Origin of the sequence: Curtobacterium sp. L3-7 (genome assembly GCF_048756585.1) — a bacterium.
Lineage (GTDB): Bacteria > Actinomycetota > Actinomycetes > Actinomycetales > Microbacteriaceae > Curtobacterium.
Window position 1 is genome coordinate 3726689 of record NZ_CP151474.1, and the last position, 18824, is coordinate 3745512.

18 protein-coding genes are annotated in these 18824 nt (G+C 71.9%); 5 read left to right on the forward strand and 13 right to left on the reverse strand.

Annotated features, from left to right (window positions below; genetic code table 11):
- Positions 1-26 precede the first annotated feature (26 nt).
- Genes AAEP80_RS17825 through mvk form a run of 5 tightly spaced genes read right to left on the reverse strand, consistent with a single transcriptional unit; the run spans position 27 to position 5361 of the window.
- Positions 27-1181, reverse strand: a complete 1155-nt coding sequence (locus AAEP80_RS17825; RefSeq protein WP_420365364.1) for a hydroxymethylglutaryl-CoA synthase — start codon at positions 1179-1181, stop codon at positions 27-29.
- Complete coding sequence (locus AAEP80_RS17830; protein ID WP_420365365.1) at positions 1178-2248, reverse strand: hydroxymethylglutaryl-CoA reductase; 1071 nt, start codon at positions 2246-2248, stop codon at positions 1178-1180. Before AAEP80_RS17830 ends, AAEP80_RS17825 begins: the two co-directional genes overlap by 4 nt.
- A 10-nt stretch (positions 2249-2258) precedes the next feature.
- Positions 2259-3353, reverse strand: a complete 1095-nt coding sequence (locus AAEP80_RS17835; RefSeq protein WP_413601142.1) for a phosphomevalonate kinase — start codon at positions 3351-3353, stop codon at positions 2259-2261.
- Entirely contained in the window at positions 3350-4351 is a 1002-nt protein-coding gene (gene mvaD / locus AAEP80_RS17840) for a diphosphomevalonate decarboxylase (RefSeq protein ID WP_281265599.1), read from the reverse strand. Before mvaD ends, AAEP80_RS17835 begins: the two co-directional genes overlap by 4 nt.
- Positions 4348-5361, reverse strand: a complete 1014-nt coding sequence (mvk, locus tag AAEP80_RS17845; protein WP_420366890.1) for a mevalonate kinase — start codon at positions 5359-5361, stop codon at positions 4348-4350. The genes mvaD and mvk overlap by 4 nt, the downstream gene beginning before the upstream one ends.
- A 30-nt stretch (positions 5362-5391) precedes the next feature.
- Here mvk and AAEP80_RS17850 point away from each other — a divergent pair, with 30 nt between their 5' ends.
- The 4 genes from AAEP80_RS17850 to AAEP80_RS17865 all read left to right on the forward strand — a co-directional run bounded on the left by AAEP80_RS17850 (position 5392) and on the right by AAEP80_RS17865 (position 8116).
- Positions 5392-6144 (forward strand): alpha/beta fold hydrolase, encoded by a 753-nt coding sequence (locus tag AAEP80_RS17850; RefSeq protein ID WP_420365366.1) that lies wholly within the window; start codon positions 5392-5394, stop codon positions 6142-6144.
- A gap of 75 nt (positions 6145-6219) precedes the next feature.
- Complete coding sequence (locus tag AAEP80_RS17855; protein ID WP_420365367.1) at positions 6220-6678, forward strand: MarR family winged helix-turn-helix transcriptional regulator; 459 nt, start codon at positions 6220-6222, stop codon at positions 6676-6678.
- Between the two features lie 22 nt (positions 6679-6700).
- A complete protein-coding gene (locus AAEP80_RS17860) occupies positions 6701-7123 on the forward strand; it encodes an organic hydroperoxide resistance protein (RefSeq protein WP_065962896.1) in 423 nt (140 codons plus the stop codon).
- A gap of 18 nt (positions 7124-7141) precedes the next feature.
- Positions 7142-8116, forward strand: a complete 975-nt coding sequence (locus AAEP80_RS17865; RefSeq protein WP_420366891.1) for a zinc-binding dehydrogenase — start codon at positions 7142-7144, stop codon at positions 8114-8116.
- A 139-nt stretch (positions 8117-8255) separates the two neighbouring features.
- Here AAEP80_RS17865 and AAEP80_RS17870 read toward each other — a convergent pair whose 3' ends face one another.
- The 4 genes from AAEP80_RS17870 to AAEP80_RS17885 all read right to left on the reverse strand — a co-directional run bounded on the left by AAEP80_RS17870 (position 8256) and on the right by AAEP80_RS17885 (position 12762).
- Positions 8256-10040, reverse strand: coding sequence for a chloride channel protein (locus tag AAEP80_RS17870; RefSeq protein WP_420365368.1), 1785 nt, complete (start codon positions 10038-10040; stop codon positions 8256-8258).
- 84 nt (positions 10041-10124) lie between these two features.
- Positions 10125-10589, reverse strand: coding sequence for a MarR family winged helix-turn-helix transcriptional regulator (locus AAEP80_RS17875; protein WP_420365369.1), 465 nt, complete (start codon positions 10587-10589; stop codon positions 10125-10127).
- Positions 10590-10688: 99 nt separating this feature from the next.
- Complete coding sequence (locus AAEP80_RS17880) at positions 10689-12143, reverse strand: sugar porter family MFS transporter (protein WP_420365370.1); 1455 nt, start codon at positions 12141-12143, stop codon at positions 10689-10691.
- 121 nt (positions 12144-12264) lie between these two features.
- Entirely contained in the window at positions 12265-12762 is a 498-nt protein-coding gene (locus tag AAEP80_RS17885; RefSeq protein WP_402729805.1) for a hypothetical protein, read from the reverse strand.
- 106 nt (positions 12763-12868) lie between these two features.
- On the opposite strand from AAEP80_RS17885, the gene AAEP80_RS17890 reads away from it, so the two are divergent.
- On the forward strand, positions 12869-13003 hold the full coding sequence (locus AAEP80_RS17890; RefSeq protein ID WP_402729806.1) for a hypothetical protein: 135 nt from the start codon (positions 12869-12871) through the stop codon (positions 13001-13003).
- On the opposite strand, the gene AAEP80_RS17895 is transcribed toward AAEP80_RS17890, so the two are convergent.
- From AAEP80_RS17895 to AAEP80_RS17910, 4 genes are read right to left on the reverse strand one after another with little or no spacing between them, the layout of a single operon-like run.
- The gene (locus AAEP80_RS17895; protein ID WP_420365371.1) at positions 12989-13894 is read right to left on the reverse strand and encodes an NmrA family NAD(P)-binding protein; all 906 of its coding nucleotides are present in this window, start codon (positions 13892-13894) and stop codon (positions 12989-12991) included. The genes AAEP80_RS17890 and AAEP80_RS17895 overlap by 15 nt on opposite strands.
- 57 nt (positions 13895-13951) lie before the next feature.
- Positions 13952-14932, reverse strand: coding sequence for an NAD-dependent epimerase/dehydratase family protein (locus AAEP80_RS17900; protein WP_420365372.1), 981 nt, complete (start codon positions 14930-14932; stop codon positions 13952-13954).
- A complete protein-coding gene (locus AAEP80_RS17905) occupies positions 14929-17700 on the reverse strand; it encodes an alpha/beta fold hydrolase (protein WP_420365373.1) in 2772 nt (923 codons plus the stop codon). Before AAEP80_RS17905 ends, AAEP80_RS17900 begins: the two co-directional genes overlap by 4 nt.
- Positions 17697-18770: a 3-oxoacyl-ACP synthase III gene (locus AAEP80_RS17910; protein ID WP_413603074.1), complete on the reverse strand. Its 1074-nt coding sequence runs from the start codon at positions 18768-18770 to the stop codon at positions 17697-17699. Before AAEP80_RS17910 ends, AAEP80_RS17905 begins: the two co-directional genes overlap by 4 nt.
- Between the last annotated feature and the right edge of the window lie 54 nt (positions 18771-18824).

The following is an 18824-nucleotide window of genomic DNA, read 5'->3' on the forward strand; positions in this document are numbered from 1 at the left end:
TACACCGCGGGCCGGACGGGTGGCGGTCAGCTGCGCGCCTCGTAGTGCCGCGCGCCGCCGAGCACGCCGGCGAACCGGAACGGGGCGGTGGTCACGCGCGGACGCTCGACGTCGTCGCTCGTCGCGGCGCCCGTCGCGTGCAGGGCCCGGTACTCCGCGACCGACAGCGGGACGCGCGCGTCCAGCGCCGCACGCACGGAGCCGTCACGGCGGTGCTGCCGGTACTCGGGGCGGACGATGCCGGTCAGCATCTCGCCGACACTGCCGGAGCCGTAGCTGAACATGCCGATCCGCTTGCCGGCGAGGTCGTCGTCGAGGTCGAGGAGGGCGGCGAGCGCGATCCAGAGCGAGGCCGTGTACGTGTTGCCGACCTGCCTGTTGTACGTGAAGCCCGTCACCAGCTCGGACTCGTCGAAATCCGCGCCGACGTGCTGCGTGAGCTTCCGGTGTGCCTTGAGCGCCATCTTCGTGAACGGCTGGTGGTGCACGAACCGGTCGATGTCGTCGAACGCCGGGCCGCCGCGTGCCGCCAGGTCGTCCCAGGCGCCGATGAAGGCGTCCACGTAGGCACTGACCGACAGGCGGCCGTCGACCAGGGCGGTCGAGCGGTCGTTCGGACGCCAGAAGTCGTCGACGTCGGCGGTGAACACCCCGGACAGCGGCTCGATCTCGATCAGGTCGGGGTCGGCGGCGACGAGGATCGCGACCGCGCCTGCGCCCTGCGTGGGCTCGGCGGCGGTGTCGACGTCGTAGCGGGCGACGTCCGCGGCGATCACGAGGACGCGCTCGCGGGGGTCCCGCGCGACGATGCCGAGTGCGAGCTGCAGCGCGGCGGTCCCGCCGTAGCAGGCCTGCTTCAGCTCGACCACGCGGGCGTTCGTCGGGAGCCCGAGCAGTCCGTGCACGAACACGCCGGCGGCCTTCGACTGGTCGATGCCGGACTCCGTGGCGAAGAGCACCGTGCGGATGCCCTCCGAACCGTGCCGGTCGACGACCTGCTTCGCAGCGGCCGCCCCCATCGTGACGATGTCCTCGTCCGGAGCGGGCACGCTGAAGGCGTCCTGGCCGATACCGACGTGGTACTTCGCCGGGTCCACGCCGAGCTGCACGGCCAGGTCGTCGAGTTCGAGCACGTGGTGCCCGGTCGCGACCGCGATGTCGTGGATGCCGATGCCGGTCATGCCGTCTCTTCTCTCCGAGCAGTACCCCGCTCCATGGCGACGTGGGCCGCCATGAGCTCACCGGGGTTGGTCTGTGCGGCGAGCAGGGAGAGCTCGCCGCAGAGGACGGTCGCGGCGCAGAGGCCGGCGAGCCGTCGGGCGTTCGCGCCGGGTTCGCGGTCCTCGCGGCAGCCGAGGCGCACCAGGGCGTCCTCGACCACGGGCAGGTCGTTGCCCTTGCCGTTGCCGACCGTCCCGACGATGAGGTGCGGCAGCGAGCACGAGAAGTACAGGTCGTCGCCGCGGGCCTCGGCGAACGTGATGCCCTGGGAGCCCTCGACGATGTTCGCGGCGTCCTGTCCCGTCGCCAGGTAGAACCCGAGGAGCATGTTCGCGTAGTGGGCGTTGGCGGAGCGCAGTGCACCGGCGATCGTGGAGCCGACCAGGTTCTTCGCCGTGTTCAGCTCGACGATCCGCTCGGTCGAGGACTTCAGGAACCGCTCGACGACCATGCCTGGCAGGACGATCTCGGCGATCGTGTTCCGCCCGCGGCCACGGATGCCGTTCACCGCCGTCGCCTTCTTGTCGGAGCAGAAGTTGCCGGAGATCGACACGTAGGACAGCTCGGGGTGCCAGCCGAGGATCGTCGGCAGCAGCGTGTCGGCGGCCTGCGTGACCATGTTGTGGCCGGAGGCGTCACCCGTGGTGAACGCGAAGCGCAGGAAGAGCAGGTCCCCGACGATCTCCGGGTGCACCTCGATGAGCTTCGCGAAGCGGCTCTGCCCGGTGACGACCGCCTCGAGTTCCGGCTGCCGCGCGAGGATCTGTCCGGCCGCGATGTGTGCGGCGGCGGCGCTCGTGGCACGCACGACGACGGAGCGGGTCATGCGCTCGTCGACGACGGTCGAGACGATGCCGCCCTCGACCATGCGCGAGATCCGGGCCCCGCGGCCGACGGACGGCCACAGCGGCGACTCGTACGTCGCGAGGGGCACCTCGTGCTCGCCCTCGACGGCGTTGCCGCTCACCCGGAGCGGACCGACCCAGCGTGTGGGGATCGGGGTCTGCGTGATGGTCTTGTCGCTCATTCGACGGTGCTCATTCGATCGGGCCTTCCGGGGGTTGCACGGCGACGGTGAGGTGCCGGATGTCGTGCGCCTCCCACTCGCGGAGGATCCCGGCGGTGTCGCGCTCCGCGGTGTCGCTCGTCGTGGGGACGAGGGCGATGCCGCAGTCGCCGCCGCCGGCTCCTGACGGCTTCGCCGCCCCGCCGGCACGCTCGACGACGTCGCACAGGGTGGTCAGGCGCTCGGTCTCGATGCTGGACCCGACGGAGTCGCCGAGGCGCTGCATCAGGCCGCGGGCGCGCCGCAGGGCGTCCAGTGTGCGCGCGGCGTCGCCGGTCTGGAGGCCCGTGGTCAGGTCGTCCACGCAGGCCCGGCTGTCGTCGAGGAACGCCTGGTACCCGCCGTTCCGGTGTCGCCGCACCACGCCCACGAGCTTCGTGGTGGACGCCGGCGAACCGGTCCAGCCGACGAGCAGGCGCAGGTTCTCGGGAGCAGGCAGGCGCTGGACGTCGAAGCCGTCCCAGGCTTCCGCGTCGTGCAGGATCTCCGACACGGTGCGCACGTCGAGCTGCGATGCCAGACGTTCGCGGTCGGGGGCGCTGTAGCGGAGCCACCCGCCGAACGTGCTGGCGGCCAGGTCCCCGCCGGACGCGCGGGGGTTCACCCGGATGGTCGCGAGCATGGCGACCTGGAAGCGCTGGCGCTGCGAGAGCCCCAGGCCGTAGAAGCGGTCGAGTGCGCCGATGGTGGCGACGGTCACGGCTGCGGACGAGCCGAGCCCGAACTTCCGGCCGCTGGCGTCGTCGAGCTGACTGGAGATGCGGAGGTCGTGGAAGCGCGGTTCGATGCCGAGCTCCCCGCGGAGCTTCTCGACGAGGTCGATCGTCGCCATCACGTAGTCGTACGGGTGGTGTTCCCGGTCCAGCGCGATGCCGTCCTCGGCGCGGGTCCACGTCAGCGGCAGGTGCCCGTACTCCTCCGAGTGCACGCTGCCGGCACCGTGTCCCTCGGCGACACGGGCCGTGATGGCGCGGTCGAGGGCGATGATGACGGAGGGCTGCCCCGGCTCGACGACGGCGTACTCCCCCGCGACGAACAGCTTGCCGTGGGCACGGAACTCGATCACTCGGCGGACTCCTTCTGGTCGGGGTGGCTCCCCGTTCCTTCGGAGCGGACGACGTGAGCGGCTGGTCCGGTGCCGGACTCGATGACGTCCCCGAAGCCCGCGAGCGCACCGGCGACGGCACCGCGGTCCTCCGGCTTCGTGAGCACGACGACGTTCGGCCCGGCGTCGGCCGTGGCGTACGCCTCGGTGCCGGCGGCGCGGAGCTCGGCGACGGCGTCGAACACGGCGACGCTGCGGGCGTTCAGGTAGCGGATCGGGGGGAACGAGCCCTCGATCGTCGCGTGCATCCGGAGCGCGTTGCTCTCGGTGAGCTCGCCGACCCGGGTGAAGTCCCCGGCGGCGCAGGCGTCGAGCATGTCACCGACCGTCTCCGTCGTCGACGTCACCCATGCCGGGTAGAACGGCGACGTCGCGATCGTCCGGCGCATCGCCTCGCGCGAACCGATCTCCTTCGGCCCGGCGTCGATCGTCACGACGACCATCGCCATCGGCGGCGCCGGGATCGTCTCCGCGTACGACCCCTGGTCGTCGCCGGCGTGCCAGACCGACACGCCTCCGGGGATCGAGCGCGTCGCCGATCCCGATCCACGGCGCGCGAGGCGGGACAGGTCACGCTCGGACAGGTCGAGGCCGTACGCGGCGGCGGCTGCGGTCGCGAGCGCGGCGAAGCCGGACGCGCTCGACGCCAGGCCGGCACCGGTCGGGACCTCGTTCGTCGACTCGACGAGCGCGCGAGCATCGCTGCCCGCCAGCTGCCGGACGATCTCGAGGAAGCGCTGGACGCGCGTCAACGCCCCGTCGTCGGCGACGTGACCGTTCAGGACGAACGCATCACGAGCCTCCTTCCCGTCCACCAGCGTGACCGTGGTGGTCGTCGGGAAGACGTCGAGGCCCATCGAGACGCTGCCCGTCGCGGGCAGCGCGAGGTCGGCGTCCGCCTTGCCCCAGTACTTCACGAGTGCGATATTGGGGTGCGCGACGGCGGTGGCAGTGCTCAAGCGCGGTCTCCGATCCGAGTGGTCCAGGTGGCGGCGGCGCCGCTGCCGCGGAGCGCGACCGCGATGCGGTCCGCGTGCTCGCCGTCCGCGGCGAGTGCGAGGACGCAACCGCCCCGCCCACCGCCGGTGAGCTTCGCGCCGAGGGCGTCCGCGCTGCGCGCGGCGCCGACGAGCCGGTCGAGGTCATCACTCGACACGTCGAGGGTGGTGAGCAGTTCGTGCGCGGCGTCCATCGTGGCACCGAGTGCCTGTGCGTCGCCATCCCCGAGTGTCCCCCGGGCCCGTCGCGACAGCTCGCCGATCTGCTCGATGACCGCGTCCACCGCTCCGGGGTCGCGGTCGTGCCGCTCGCGGACCGACGTCACGGCCTCGCGCGTGTGGCCGGGCACACCCGTGTCGGCGATCACGAAGACGAACTCACCGGTCACCTCGACCGGCTCGATGCGGCCGCCCTCGAACCAGACCGGGACGTCCGCGACGACACCTCGCGCGTCGAGCCCGGACGGTCGGCCGTGGGCGACGCGCTCGCACTCCTGGATGAGTTCGTGGTGCGTCTCCTGGTCGAGGACGACGCCGAGGGCATCGGCGACCGCTGCGGTCACGGCGGCGGCGACCGCGGCGCTCGACCCCATGCCCCGGGCCGTCGGGACGTCGCTGTCCACCCGGACGTGGAACTGCTGTCCGGTCTCGCCGAGGTGTCGCAGCGTGGCGGTCACGGCCGTCACGGTCGGCATGACGGCGGCCGGAGCGAGGTCCAGGGGGCCGGTGTGCACCGCTGACTCGAGGTGGTGTCCGGTGCCGCGCGGGATCGGCGTCACGGTCGCCGTGACCAGCACGTCGTTCGCCGGCAGCACGAGCGCGGGTGCGCCGTAGACCACGGCGTGCTCGCCGATCAAGATCGTCTTGCCGTGGGACGACGACGATCCGACTCGAGGCGTCGTTGTTCGTGCTGTGGCTGGGTGGTTGCTGGTCATCGTTGGTGTGGCCAGCCTAATCGTCGTTCGTGTCATTCCGCTCAGCGACGGCCCTACGCTGATCCGGTGGACGACTTCGAGACCGGCACGCACGACATCGACGGTGTCCCCGTGTGGTTCCGCACGCGAGCCGGTTCGGGGCCGTCCGCACCGAAGCTCGTCTTCCTGCACGGCGGCGTCTCGGACGGTCGGGTGTTCGACCCGATCCTCGCTCGCCTCGACCCGTCGTTCGCGGTCTGGACGTACGACCGACGGGGGCACGGACGGACGCCGGACACCGACGAGCCGCTCGGCTTCGCCTCGATGGTGTCCGAAGCGGCGACCCTTATCGACGACCGCATCGGAGGCCCCGTCCACGTGGTCGGGCACAGCGACGGCGCGAACACGGCACTGCTGCTCGCGATCGCCCGACCGGACCTGGTCGCGTCGGTCTCAGCGTTCTCCGGCAACCTCGATCCGTCCGGGTACCAGCCGGGTTCGGTCACGGCCGAGGAGCTCGACGAGGCGATCGGGGACGACTGGGCGGCGATCGCCCCGCAGGACCGCTCGTACTTCCCGGTCATCGCCGCGAAGACCGTCGAGCTGTGGTTGACCGAGCCCCGCATGACCGCCGAGGACGTCGCACGGATCACGGCCCCGGTGCTCGTCGCCGCCGGGGAGGACGACGTCGTCCGGCCGGAGCACACACGGGCGATCCACGAGGCGATCCCGGGCTCCCGGCTCGTGATCGTGCCCGACACCGGCCACATGCTGGTCGAAGACCAGGCCGCGACGTGCGCCACGCTGATCGAGGAGACGGTCGTCCGCGCCCGAGGGTGACCGCGACGGAGCGCCGCGTTGCGCCGTCACATCGGAAAGGTTGTGCACAACTCGGTTGCGTGCAATGCTTGGGGTATGCCGGTGACCGACGAGATGGTGTGCTTCTCGCTCTACGCGGCGACCCGGGCGACGACCCAGGCGTACCGCACGATGCTCGAGCCGTGGGGCCTGACGTATCCGCAGTACCTCGTCCTCGTGACCCTCTGGGTGGAGGGCGACCAGACCGTCTCGACCCTCGGCGACCACCTGCAGCTCGACTCCGGCACACTGTCGCCGCTGCTCCGTCGCATGGAGCAGTCCGACCTGGTGCGTCGTGAGCGCCACAGCAGCGACGAGCGCGTCGTGACCGTGACCACCGGCGAACGCGGCCGGTCGATCCGCGCCGAGCTCGCCGACGTCCCCGGGCGCATCGCCGCCGGCATGGGACTCACCGACGCCGACGCCGCCACCGACCTCATCCGCACCCTGCAGCGCCTCACCGAGACGATGCACGCGGTCGCCAGCCCTACGGCGACCGCTCCCGCGGACCACTGACCTCACGAAGGAAAGGAACCACATGGACGTCCTCTACACCGCAGAGGCCCTCGCCACCGGCGAAGGCCGCAACGGCCACGTGACCACCAGCGACGGCACGGTCGACTTCGACCTCGCCATCCCGAAGGAGATGGGCGGCTCCGGCAACGGCGCGAACCCCGAGCAGCTGTTCGCCGCCGGCTACAGCGCGTGCTTCCACTCCGCACTGCAGGGTGTCGCCCGCGCGCAGAAGGTGAAGATCACCGACTCGTCCGTCGGCGGTCGCGTGCAGATCGGCCCGAACGGCCAGGGCGGCTACCAGCTCGCCGTCATGCTCGAGGTCGTCATCCCCGGCATGGACCACGACCAGGCCCAGGCCCTCGCCGACGCCGCACACCAGGTGTGCCCGTACTCGAACGCGACGCGCGGCAACATCGACGTCACGATCACGGTCTCGGAGGACTAGTCCATGACCGACACCACCATGCGCGCCGTCGTCCACGACACCTTCGCCGAACCCGCCGAGGTCCTCCACGTCGAGGAGCGTCCGGTCCCCACGCCCGGCGCCGGCGAGGTCCTCGTCCGCACGGTCCTCTCCCCGATCCACAACCACGACCTCTGGACCGTCCGCGGTACCTACGGCTTCAAGCCGGAGCTGCCCGCTGCATCCGGCACCGAAGCCCTCGGCGTCGTGGAGGCCCTCGGCGACGGCGTGACGAACCTGCAGGTCGGCCAGCGCGTCGCCGGCGGCGCGTTCGGCGTCTGGGCGGAGTACTACACCGCCAAGGCCGCCGGGCTCGTCCCGGTGCCCGACGCGATGACGGACGAAGCCGCGGCACAGCTCGTCTCGATGCCGTTCAGCGCGATCAGCCTGCTGCACTCCCTCGACCTGCACGAGGGTGACTGGCTCATCCAGAACGCCGCGAACGGTGCCGTCGGCCGCATGGTCGCGCAGCTCGGCAAGGCGCGCGGGATCAACGTCATCGGTCTGGTGCGTCGCGCCGCCGGTGTCGAGGAGCTCCGTGCACAGGGCATCGAGCGCATCGTCGCCACGGACGCGGAGGACTGGAAGGACCAGGTCACCGCGATCACCGGTGGCGCTCCGATCGTCGCGGGCGTCGAGTCGGTCGGCGGCAAGGCCGCCGGTGACATCGCGTCCGTCCTCGGCGAGGACGCCACGCTCGTCGTCTTCGGCGCGATGGCGTCGCCGACGCTCGAGATCCCGTCGGGCAAGGTCATCTTCGGCCAGCTCACCGTCAAGGGCTTCTGGGGCAGCGTGGTCTCACGCACGATGCCCGCCGAGACGAAGCAGCAGCTCTTCGGCGAGCTCATCACGCGGGTGCTCGACGGCTCGTTGACGCTCCCCGTCGCGGAGACCTTCGCGTTCGAGGACGTCCAGGACGCGGTCCGCGCCTCGGACACCGCCGGCCGCGTCGGCAAGGTCCTGTTGCGCCCGTAACGCGAGCACAGGACGGGCGGGCGCGCCCCGCTTGGCGGCAACGCGAAGCGTTGCGCGGGGCGCGCCGACCGAGCCTGCGAGGGAGGGGTGCCAGCTGGCACCGTGCCTCCCGTCCGTCGTCTGGTCGCGTTTCGTCTTCCTACGCGCGATTCGTCCGACTGTCGGGCACCAGGGCGCGCAGCGCGTCCGACGCTCCGAGCCAGCCGACCGGCCGCCCGGATCCGTCGACCACCGGCAGCCCGACCGTCTCGGTGGCGTCGACGACATCGGTGACGACGGCCTCGAGCGCGGAGTCCGCGGGGACCGCGCGGACGTCGGCGACCACGTCGACGACCGAGCGCGAGGCGAAGCCGACGTCCCCCAGCACGGCGTCCCCGACGGAGCTCGCTGAGACCACCCCGGCGAACTGCCCGTCGACACCGACGACCACGACCGGGTTGCCGCCGGAACCCTCCAGCACCTCGAGCGCCTGCGCGGCGGTCGCCTCGGTCGTCAGCACGTCGCCGAGCGGCCGCGCCGACGACCCGGCCGTCGTCCCCGAACGCCGAGGAGGCTCCACCGCCGAGTCCGTCAGGTCCACCCCGCGTCGACTGAGCTTGAGCGTGTAGATCGTGTCGCGCGAGAGCGCCCGCGACACGGCGGTGGCGATCACGATCGCGACGAACACGGGCAGGATCAGCGCGTAGTCACCGGTCAGCTCGAACAGCATGATGCCGGCGGTGATCGGCGCACGGGTCGACCCGGCGAAGACCGCAGCCATGCCGACCACGGCGAAGGCCGCCACCTGCCCGCGCATGGACGGATCGACCATCGCGACCACTTCGCCGAAGGCGGCCCCCGTCATCGCGCCGACGAAGAGCGACGGCGCGAACACGCCTCCCGACCCGCCGATGCCGAGGGTCAGTGACGTCGCCAACACCTTCCCGATCACGAGCACCGCCAGGAACCCGATCGCGTACTCGCCGCCGACGCCCCGCTCGAGCACCGGGTAGCCGACGCCGTACATCTGCGGCAGGACGAGGAGCAGGAGCCCGAGCAGCAGACCGCCAGCGACCGGCCGGAGCCACTCTGGCCCCTTCGTGGCCCGCCAGAGCACGTCGCAGAGGTCCTCGACGAGGTACAGCACCCGCGCGAAGCCGATGCCGATCGCGCCCGCGAGGAGCCCGAGCAGCGCGAAGAGCAAGTACTCGGGCGGGGTGATGGACCCGATCGCGGGCAGGTGCAGGAACGCGGTGTCGCCGAACGCCGCACGGCCGATGAGCGCTGCCGTGACGCTCGCGATGGCGACGGCGCCGAACGAGGTCGGCGTGAAGTCGCGGAGCAGGAGCTCGAGGGCGAAGAAGACCCCGGCGACGGGGGCGTTGAACGTCGCCGAGATCCCCCCGGCCGCCCCGCACGCCACGAGCGTCCGCAGCCGGACCTCTGGCATCCGCATCCAGCGGCCGATCGTGGAACCGAGCGCCGAACCGATCTGGATGATCGGCCCCTCACGACCCACCGAGCCGCCGGCCCCGATGCAGATCGCGCTCGCGACGGCCTTCACGACCGCGACGCTCCCGCGGATCCTGCCACCGTTCCTGGCGACGGCGAACATCACCTCAGGGACGCCGTGGCCGCGCGCCTCACGGGCGAAGCGCTGGATCAGCGGCCCGTAGAGCAGACCGCCGACGGCCGGCGCGAGGACGACGAAGCCGGCCCCGAGCCACGGCACCCACTGGTTCGCGGGGTTCCCGTGCGTGGCGGAGTAGTCGGCGTGGCCGCTGAAGACCCACGTGGCGTGCTCGATGAGCCATCGGAAGACGACGGCAGCCACGCCGGCCCCGGCTCCGACGACGAGGGCGGGAATCGCGAGCCGGACGGCGGCACCGCCGAAGCGCGTTCCGGCGCGGTGGAGGTGTGGGCGGGTGACGGCGTGTGTGGACACGGTCCTCCAGAGTGAGTTGCATGGACACAATGATTGTACTCATGCAATGAATCTGGATCCGCTCCGCGGTTCCGGGACGCCTCGTCAGCCGCCGAACGCCGAGATCTCCTCCGGCAGTGGCTCCCCCATCGCCCGTCGGAGCGCGCCCATGCCCGCGACGACCGCGTTACGGTCGCCCTCTGGGATCCGCGCCAGGATCGCCGCGAGCTCCTGACGACGCCGCTCGCTCACCTCGTCGACCAGCTCCCTGCCCCGGTCGGTCGCGACGACGAGGACCTCTCGTCGGTTCTCCTCGCTCGATCGACGTTCGACCCAGCCGCCCGCGACCAGACGGTCGACGTTCCTGGTCAACGTCGACGGACCGACCGCCAATCGTTCGGCAAGATCACCGGCGCGGGTCGGACCGAGTGTCGACACGAGGACGATCAGTCGGAACTGCGGGACGGTGACGTCCTCGAGCGCCGGCGCCAGGGACCGGGCCACCACGCCGAGCAGCCCCCGTGACGCGGCGAGGAGCTCGTCGGTACCCCTGGGCGCGGTGTCAGCCATGACCCCATCTTCGCAGGCCGCCTGCAGTGGAGGTCGCTTGCGCCACGAACGCGCGGAGCCGACCACGCCCGGTGGCGTGGTCGGCTCCGGTGGCACGGGTCAGCGGCGGGCCTTCTTGTCCGGGACCGTGAAGATGTTGCCGGTCGTGACGCCTTCCTCGACCTCCTCGAGGGTGCGGCCGCGGCTCTCCGGCACGAACTTCCAGATGAAGAACAGCGCCAGCACACCGACGATGGCGAACCCGAAGAACGTCCCGGTGATGCCGGTCGCAGCGACGATCGACGGGAAGTACAGCCCGAGGAACGCGTTCGCGATCCAGAGGCAGAACACCGCGATGCCCATCCCGAGCGCACGGATCTGCGTCGGGAAGATCTCGGACAGGATCACCCACGTGGCGATGTTGAGGAAGGTCTGCATCGAGCCGACGAAGGCGACGACGAGGAACAGGATCACCCAGGGACGGGCCGGGTTGCCGGCGGGGAGGGTGATCGACGCGATGCCGATGAGGAAGTGGCACACGGTCGTCAGCGAGTACCCGAGGATGAGCGTCGTCCGGCGGTTGATCCGCTCCATGTTCGCGATCGCGATCACGCCGCCGATCACCGCGATGACCCCGGGCGCGATGTTGGCGATGAGCGCCGCCGACTGCTGGAAGCCGGACTCGATGAGCACGGTCTGGCCGTAGTACATGATCGAGTTGATGCCGGTGAGCTGCTGCGCGACACCGATGCCGGCGCCGATGAGCACGATGCGGATCAGCCACTTGTTGCCGAGCAGGGTGCGCCAGCCGCTGACGCGCTGGATCTTCGCTTCGAGGTCGTTCGTCCGCTTGATGTCGTCGAGCTCGGCGACCGCGCGCTCCTTCGAGCGGATCTGTCCGAGCACATCGAGCGCCTCGTCGTTCCGGCCCTTCGACGCCAACCACCGCGGCGACTCCGGGACGCGGAGCATGCCGATGAACAACGCGATCGCGGGGAGCGCACACACGGCGAGCATGACGCGCCAGACGCCGTTCCCTTCACCCCAGAGGGTGCCGATGATCGCGTTCACGACGAAGGCCGCGAGCTGACCGATCACGATCATGAGCTCGTTCCGACCGGACAGGGACCCACGGATCTCGTACGGGGCGAGTTCGGCGAGGAACACCGGCACCACCGTCGAGGCACCACCGACCGCCAGCCCGAGGAGCACACGGCCGACCACCATCACGCCGAAGGCCGGGGCGAAGACGCACGTCAGCGTGCCGACGAAGAAGGTCACCGCGAGCAGGATGATCGTCTTGCGGCGTCCCCATCCGTCGGCGATCCGACCGCCGAGCATCGCGCCGATCGCGGCGCCGAACAACAGGGAGCTGGTGACGACACCCTCGGTGAGGTTCGTCAGGCCGAGCTCCTGCTTCATCGGGAGCAGGGCACCGTTGATCACGCCGGTGTCGTACCCGAAGAGCAGGCCGCCGAAGGTGGCGACGAGTGCCAGCACACCGAGACGCTTGCGGTACGGGCCGGTGCCGAGCGGTGGAAGCGTGCTCGTGGCTGTCGGTTTGATGTCGACCATCGGGGACTCCTTCGTCAGTGATCGTGCGCCCTTGCTGGGGTCGATCGTAGCCGAGTACTTTGTCCTGTCAACCACACATTCTCATGTCAGGTCGATTGGATCGGTCCATCGAAAGCCCTGGTCACGATCGGTCCCCTCGGCCCTGCTCTCCGAGCACGTCGCCGAGCGACGACATGTCCGCGCCGTGGTCCGTGTACCTGCGGACCGTGCGACGTGCCGCGGCACGGGCCGCCCCCGAGAGCGCCTGGTTGCGACGTGCGGCATCGGCGACGCGACCCGCGTGACCAGCCGTCGACAGCAGGACGTTGGCCAGGGCACGACCGGCACCGGGATCCGGGACACCGGCGATCGACCAGGCGGAACGCACCTGCTCGTCCGGGGTGACCCCGCGACGGGTGCCCATCCGGTGCCAGTCGGACAGCGCCCCTTCGGTCCGGTCGGCCGCGCGGTCCGACTCCGCCGCGCGAGCCCGTTCGCGGTCTCGATCGGTCGCGCGGTCGTGCTGCGCGCCCGCGACACCCGCGGCACGCGCCCGGGCGTCGGTGTCGTCACCGCCGGCCGCTGCGATTCGTGCGGCGTGCGCGGCCGCGGCTGCTGCGAGGATCTCCGACCTGTCCATGCGACGACGGTACCCCCCGCCTGTGACACCACGGAACGGGGCGCTTGCATTCCAGCGGCCAGGTGCTGTTGTATTGCCGGACACGCCGTCGTGGAAGAAGGGGACCATGAACTCGCACCACCGCATCGACCCGGCCGACCTGCACCTGCCACCGACAGCGCCGATCGACATCACCGACCTCGTCGTGCTCGGGGTGGGGGTCACGAACGACGAAGAGCGGAGCAGGTCACTCCGGCGCTGAGCCGACGTGCTCGGCGAGGACGTCCCGCACGCTCGTCCACGCGTCACCGAACGGGGCGTTGTCGACGTGGCGCAGCTCACCCTCCCCGCTGAACATCGTCACGAAGTACTGCATCCCCTGCCACGCGGGGAACGGCTCGCCCGTGTCCCGCGACACCCGGCGCCCGACCCGCGCCATCGCGGAGAGCGTCCCAGCGGTCCCGGCCCACTGCAGCCGGAAAACGGTGCCCGTGAGCCGCGACATCGTGTCCGCGATCTCACGCGCGGTCACCCGGTCCCCGGCGACCTCGACGACCCGTGGGGCCGACGGGTCGAGGGCGACCTCCGCCGTCACCCGTGCGGTGTCGTCCTTCGTGGTGAAGTCGAGCACCTGGTCCGCGGACGACCAGAACAGCACCCGCTGCCGGTCGAACAGGATCATCGGCGCCTGTCCGGTGAGCATGTCCGTGAACGCGCCGTTGAGCACCGACGTGCCCCGGATCCGCGCGGCGTCGAGGTCCGCGGCGAACTCCCGCCGGAGCTCGAAGTTCCGGTTCGTGCCCGGCGTGGTCCGTCGGTAGTCGGCCGAGTAGTCCGACGGGACGAAGCGCTCGACACCGGCGTCGACTGCGGCGGCGAGCAGTGCCCGCTGCGCGTCGACGATCACGGAGCGGGTGCCGCTGACGGCGGAGACGACGACCTCGACGCCGGTCAGTGCCGCTCGGAGCGCAGTGCCGTCGGTGTACGCCGCCACGACGACCTCGACGCGGTCGTCCCCGCCGAAGCGCTCGGCGGCGGTCGTGCTGCCGGGTCGGGTGAGGACGCGGACGCTGGTGTCACGGGCGAGGAGCTCGCGGACGATGCGCCCGCCGAGGTCTCCGGTCGCGCCGGCGACGAGGACGGTGGTGGTCATGTTCCCGACAGTACGGACGCGGTGCCCACGCGGGCTCAGGCGGGGGACGACGGGCGCTCAGCCCGCCAGGCGCCGCAGCCCCTCGTCGATCGACACCGCGGGCTCCCACTGCAGGTCGTGCCGGGTGCGTCGCTGGTCGAACCAGTGCGACGTCGACAGCTGTTCGGCCAGGAACCGCGTCATCGGCGGCTCGTCCACCCCCGGCCGGACCCGCCAGACCGCTTCGACGAGGGACCCGGCCGCACGGGCCACACGCGCTGGGACGTGCCACCTCGGCGTCGGCACACCTGATGCCCGGCAGATCCCGTCGAGCAGGTCCGCGACGGGCCGTGGTTCGCCGTTGGTGACCACGTACGCGTTCCCGTGGACGTCCTCGTCGGCAGCGTGGGTCAGCGCCGCGACCATCGCCGACGCCGCGTTGTCGACGTAGCAGGAGTCGATGAGTGCAGCGCCGGAGTCGAGCAACGGCAGCCGGCCGCGACGGGCCCGGTCGACGATGCGGCCGACGAGCTGCGTGTCGCCGGGTCCCCACACCAGGTGCGGGCGGACGGCGACGACGGCGAACCCGGGTGCGTCCGCGGCGAGCGCCAGGAGTTCGGCGGCCGCCTTGGTCCTGGCGTAGTCCCCCCGCGCACCGTCCGGCGAAGCAGGGGACGCGCCGGCGCCGGCGATCGAGGACCCGGTGTGTGCCACCGACGGCGACGACACGAACACGAACCGTGAGACGCCGGCCGCGCGTGCGGCGTCGATGAGCGTCTGCGTGCCCTCGACGTTCACCCGGGTGAAGTCGGCGGGGTCGCCGGCGAGCGAGACCTTGGCGGCGAGGTGCACGACCGCGTCGACGCCCTCGACGGCACGGGCGACCGCAGCCGGGTCCGTCATCGTCCCGAGCACGTCGGAGACCGCGGCCCCGCCGTCGACACCGGCCACACCGGACGGACGGCGCTGGAACGTGCGCACCTCGTGCCCGGCGTCCCGCACGGCGGCGGCGACCGCTCGGCCGAGGAACCCGCTCGCGCCGGTGACCAGGACCGTCACGGGCGCACCATCCGTCCGCCAGCGAGGACCGATGCCGCCCAGCGCGCGAGTCGTGTGCGGTCGACCTTCGAGTTGTGCCGGATGTCCGTCGGCAGCACGGGCACGACGAGCACCGCGGCGATCGGCACCCCCGCAGCGGCACGGATCGACGCGGCCAGCGCGGACGGGGCCAGCCCGGGACGTCGCACCGGCGGGACCGCCTCCACGACGGCGACGACCTGCTGCGTCCCCGCAGGGCCGACACCGGCGACACCCGCACGCCCCACGCCGGTCACGCCCTCGATGCGCTGCTCGGGACCGACCGGTGTGAGCACCTCGGCCGGCGTCGTGATCACGTGCTGGAGCCGTCCCTCGACCCAGAGCTGCCCGGAGGCGTCCAGGTGGCCGACGTCACCGGTGCGGTGCCCGCGGGGATCGGTGATGCCCAGCCGCGCGGCACGGTTCGTCCGCCAGAGCCGGTCGTAGTGGTCGCGGACGTGCGGGGCGACGACGACGATCTCCCCCGTGACGTCGGGCTCGTCCGTGAGCTCGCCCGTCGGCGCTCCGGACGGCGACAGGGGTGCGACGCGGACGGAGACGCCGGCGGCCGGTCGTCCGACGCACACCCCACCCGCGCCCGAGGACGTCGCAGCGGCCCCACGGATGCCGTCGAGGTCCACGTCCGTCATGAGCAGCCCCTCGGTCATGCCGTAGGGGGTGTGCGCACTCGCGTTCGGCATCAGCTCGGTCGCGGCCGTCAGCAGCGCGGCCGAGACGGGAGCGCCCGCCGACAGGAACAGGCGGACGCGGCCGAGCGCGGCACGATCGGCATCGGTCAACGCGGACGCTGTCGCCACGACGTTCGCGATGGCCGCCGGCGACAGGAACACCACGGTCGCGTCGGCCGCGGCGACGGAGTCCGCCACCGCCTTCGCCGTGAGGGTCCTGGGCGCGGTGACGTCCATGTCGGGCGCGACGGACCGCGCACCGAGCGCCGGACCGAGGAGCGCGAACGGCGCGAACCCAGCGACGAGGCCGGTGCCGATCCCGACGTCGTACTGCGCCGACAGGACGTCCCGGACGGCGCCGAGCTGTCCGTGCGTGTACACGACGCCCTTCGCCGGACCGGTCGACCCCGAGGTGAAGAGCACGGCCGCCGGTGCGTCGGACGGCGGTGCGTCCGGCAGCGCCGTGCCCGCCGCGAGACGACGCGCTCCGCGACGTGCGACCGACGCCAGCGTGTGCTCGACTCGCAGCGCAGCACGTGCCAGAGCCGGAAGCGCCACGGTCGCGATCCGCCGTCCCGGCCAGCCGAGCGCACGCGCCGCGGCGAGGCCGGGCAGCGCACCGATGATCCAGTCCGGCCGTGCGCCCTTCACGGCACGGGTGAGGCCACGGAGCCCGAGTCCGGCATCGGCGACGACGACCGTCGCGCCGACGCGGACACAGGCGTAGAGCGCCGCCGTGAGGTCGGCTCCGGGGGTGACGAGCAACGAGACGCGGTCACCAGGGCGGACGCCGACGTCGAGGAGCCCCGCGGCGACCTCGTCGACCCGGCGGGCGAGGAGCCGCCAGCTGATCGTCCGGGTCCCGCCGGGTGCCGCCATCTCGACGAGCGCCGGCTCGTCCGAGTCGCGCAGCTCGTCGAGTGCGGCCCAGAGCGGGCGGCTCGCGGCCGCCTCGGGTGCGTCGGTCTGGGCCCACGCCGCCGGTTCCGGAGCGACGCGCCAGCGGCGGTCCGGCCGTGCCGGTGGGGAGAGGCTTGGCTCGCCCTCGGCGGGCACGCGACCGTCCGGCAGGCGGTCACCCAGCCAGTCGAAGACCGTCCCGGCGACGTCCGCGTCCTCCGGCAGCAGGTGCCCTGCACCTTCGAACCGGTGCACGTCCGCGTGCGGGAGTCGCTCCGCGAGGTCGTCGAGGTAGCGCTCCAGGAACACGGGGTCGCGAGGCCCCCACATGAGCAGTGCGGGGACGTCGAGCGCAGCGACGCCCGACGAGATCCGGTCGAGCTCCCTCGCGCTCGGGTGCCCGGCGTCAACGGGGATGTCCGCCACGAAGCCGCCGATGCCACCGCGACGCGCAGCACCCCGGTACGGCGCACGGAAGGCGTCGGCGACGGGGCGCTCGAGCTTCGGGTGCGCGATCGCGAGGGTCGTCTCGAGGAACGCCGGCGTCACCACGGTCGCACGACCGAGGAGACCCGGTCGGAGCGCCAGACGCAGCGGAGCGGGGATCGGGGCGTCGTCCGGCTGGTGCACGGCGGTGTTGCACGTCGTCACGCCGACCACGAGGTCGGGGTGGTCGACCGCCCAGCCGAGCGACACCACACCGCCCCAGTCGTGCCCGAGGGTCACCACGGGTCCGGTGAGGCCGAGTTCATCGGTCAGGGCGCTGAGGTCGGCGACGCGCTGGGGCAGCCCCCGCTCGAGCCCGGTGCGCTCCGAGAAGCCCATGTCGAGCTGGTCGACGGCGATCACGCGCCACGCGGGTCCGCCGGCCGCGGCGGCCTCGAGCGAGGTGCGGAGCACCGACCGCCACAGGTACGACCACGTCGGGTTGCCGTGCACGCACAGCAGCGTGCCGACCGGTTCCACGCCGAGCGCGGCCAGGGACCCGGCCGAGTCGAGGAGGTGCCAGGTGCGCGCGGCGCGATCCGAGCCTCCCGAGCGTCCATCCGACCACGCGGGGACGGTCACCAGACGGGACCACGCGGGGTCGAGTCCGGGCAGGGAGGGCGGCTGCGTGGCCGGAGCGGTGCTCGCGGCCACGCGGGGCAGCCCGGATGTCACCAGCGGAGTTCCATCATCGCCGTGTTGATGCCGGAGCCGACACCGCCGAGGAAGACGCGGTCACCGGGGCGGATCCGCCCGTTCGCGGCCTCGTCGGCCAGGGTGATCGGGATCGACGCCGGGCCGACGTTGCCGAAGCGCTCGTAGGTGGTGGGGACCTTGTCGCGCGGGACGCCGATCGCCTCGACGAAGGCGTTGGTGTGCACGTCGGAGACCTGGTGCAGGACGTAGCGGTCCATGTCGGCCCAGTCGAAGTGCGAGCGCGCCTCGTTCCAGGCGGCCACGACGAGCTCCATGCCGCCCTTGAGCAGCATCTTCGCGTCGGTGAACATGCCGTCGACGCTGCCGACGCAGAGGTCGTACCACTGCGTCGCCGCGCGGGTGACGCCACCGACGATCCGGTGTCCGCCCGGGTGCATGTCCGCCGGGCCGAGCACGGCGGCGGCGGCACCGGAGCCGAGCGTCAGGCTGGCGAACTCGCTCATGAAGTCCTTGCGGTTCCGGCCACCCTGGTTCAGGCGGGCGATCGTGTTGAGCTGCACCTGGTCGGCGTCCTCGCCGTCGACGACGAGCGCGTACTTGATCTGGCCGGAGTCGATCATGCCTGCGGCCACGCTCATCGCGTTGACGAAGCCCAGGCAGGCGTTCGCGATGTCGAAGTTGATCGCCGACGAGGGCAGCCCGAGTCCGTGGTGCAGGCGCACGGCGACGCTCGGCTCGAGGTGCGGCCGGGTCACCGAGGTGTTGATGAGGAGTCCGACGTCCTCCGGGCGGATGCCGGCCTCGGCCATCGCACGACGTCCGGCGTCGATCGCGGCGTCCTGGAAGGTCTGGCCGTCGCCCCAGTTGCGACGCTCCTTGACCCCGGCGACCCGCTCGAGCAGACCCATCGGCAGGCGGAGGCGCCGGAGCACCCCGCGGAGACGCTCCTCGATGTCCGCCGAGGTGGTCACACGCTCAGCAACAGTGGTCGCGACGGACAGCAGAGCGACGTTGTCGTGCTTGGCCGTGGCATTGCCGGGCCGCTCCGGTTCACTGCTCGTCGCCTGGTCCACCGGCCGTTCCGTCATGATCGTCACCGATACATACTTCCGCATCTGGGCTGGATGCGCGATCCGGATGCG

Coding starts and splice junctions, on each gene's coding strand:
- AAEP80_RS17855 (WP_420365367.1), top strand. CDS start 6,220: ATGCCGGTGACCGACGAGATGGTGTGCTTCTCGCTCTACGCGGCGACC.
- AAEP80_RS17895 (WP_420365371.1), bottom strand. CDS start 13,894: ATGACCACCACCGTCCTCGTCGCCGGCGCGACCGGAGACCTCGGCGGG.
- AAEP80_RS17860 (WP_065962896.1), top strand. CDS start 6,701: ATGGACGTCCTCTACACCGCAGAGGCCCTCGCCACCGGCGAAGGCCGC.
- AAEP80_RS17880 (WP_420365370.1), bottom strand. CDS start 12,143: ATGGTCGACATCAAACCGACAGCCACGAGCACGCTTCCACCGCTCGGC.
- AAEP80_RS17910 (WP_413603074.1), bottom strand. CDS start 18,770: ATGACGGAACGGCCGGTGGACCAGGCGACGAGCAGTGAACCGGAGCGG.
- AAEP80_RS17865 (WP_420366891.1), top strand. CDS start 7,142: ATGCGCGCCGTCGTCCACGACACCTTCGCCGAACCCGCCGAGGTCCTC.
- AAEP80_RS17890 (WP_402729806.1), top strand. CDS start 12,869: ATGAACTCGCACCACCGCATCGACCCGGCCGACCTGCACCTGCCACCG.
- AAEP80_RS17885 (WP_402729805.1), bottom strand. CDS start 12,762: ATGGACAGGTCGGAGATCCTCGCAGCAGCCGCGGCCGCGCACGCCGCA.
- mvk (WP_420366890.1), bottom strand. CDS start 5,361: ATGACACGAACGACGATTAGGCTGGCCACACCAACGATGACCAGCAAC.
- AAEP80_RS17830 (WP_420365365.1), bottom strand. CDS start 2,248: ATGAGCGACAAGACCATCACGCAGACCCCGATCCCCACACGCTGGGTC.
- AAEP80_RS17825 (WP_420365364.1), bottom strand. CDS start 1,181: ATGACCGGCATCGGCATCCACGACATCGCGGTCGCGACCGGGCACCAC.
- AAEP80_RS17875 (WP_420365369.1), bottom strand. CDS start 10,589: ATGGCTGACACCGCGCCCAGGGGTACCGACGAGCTCCTCGCCGCGTCA.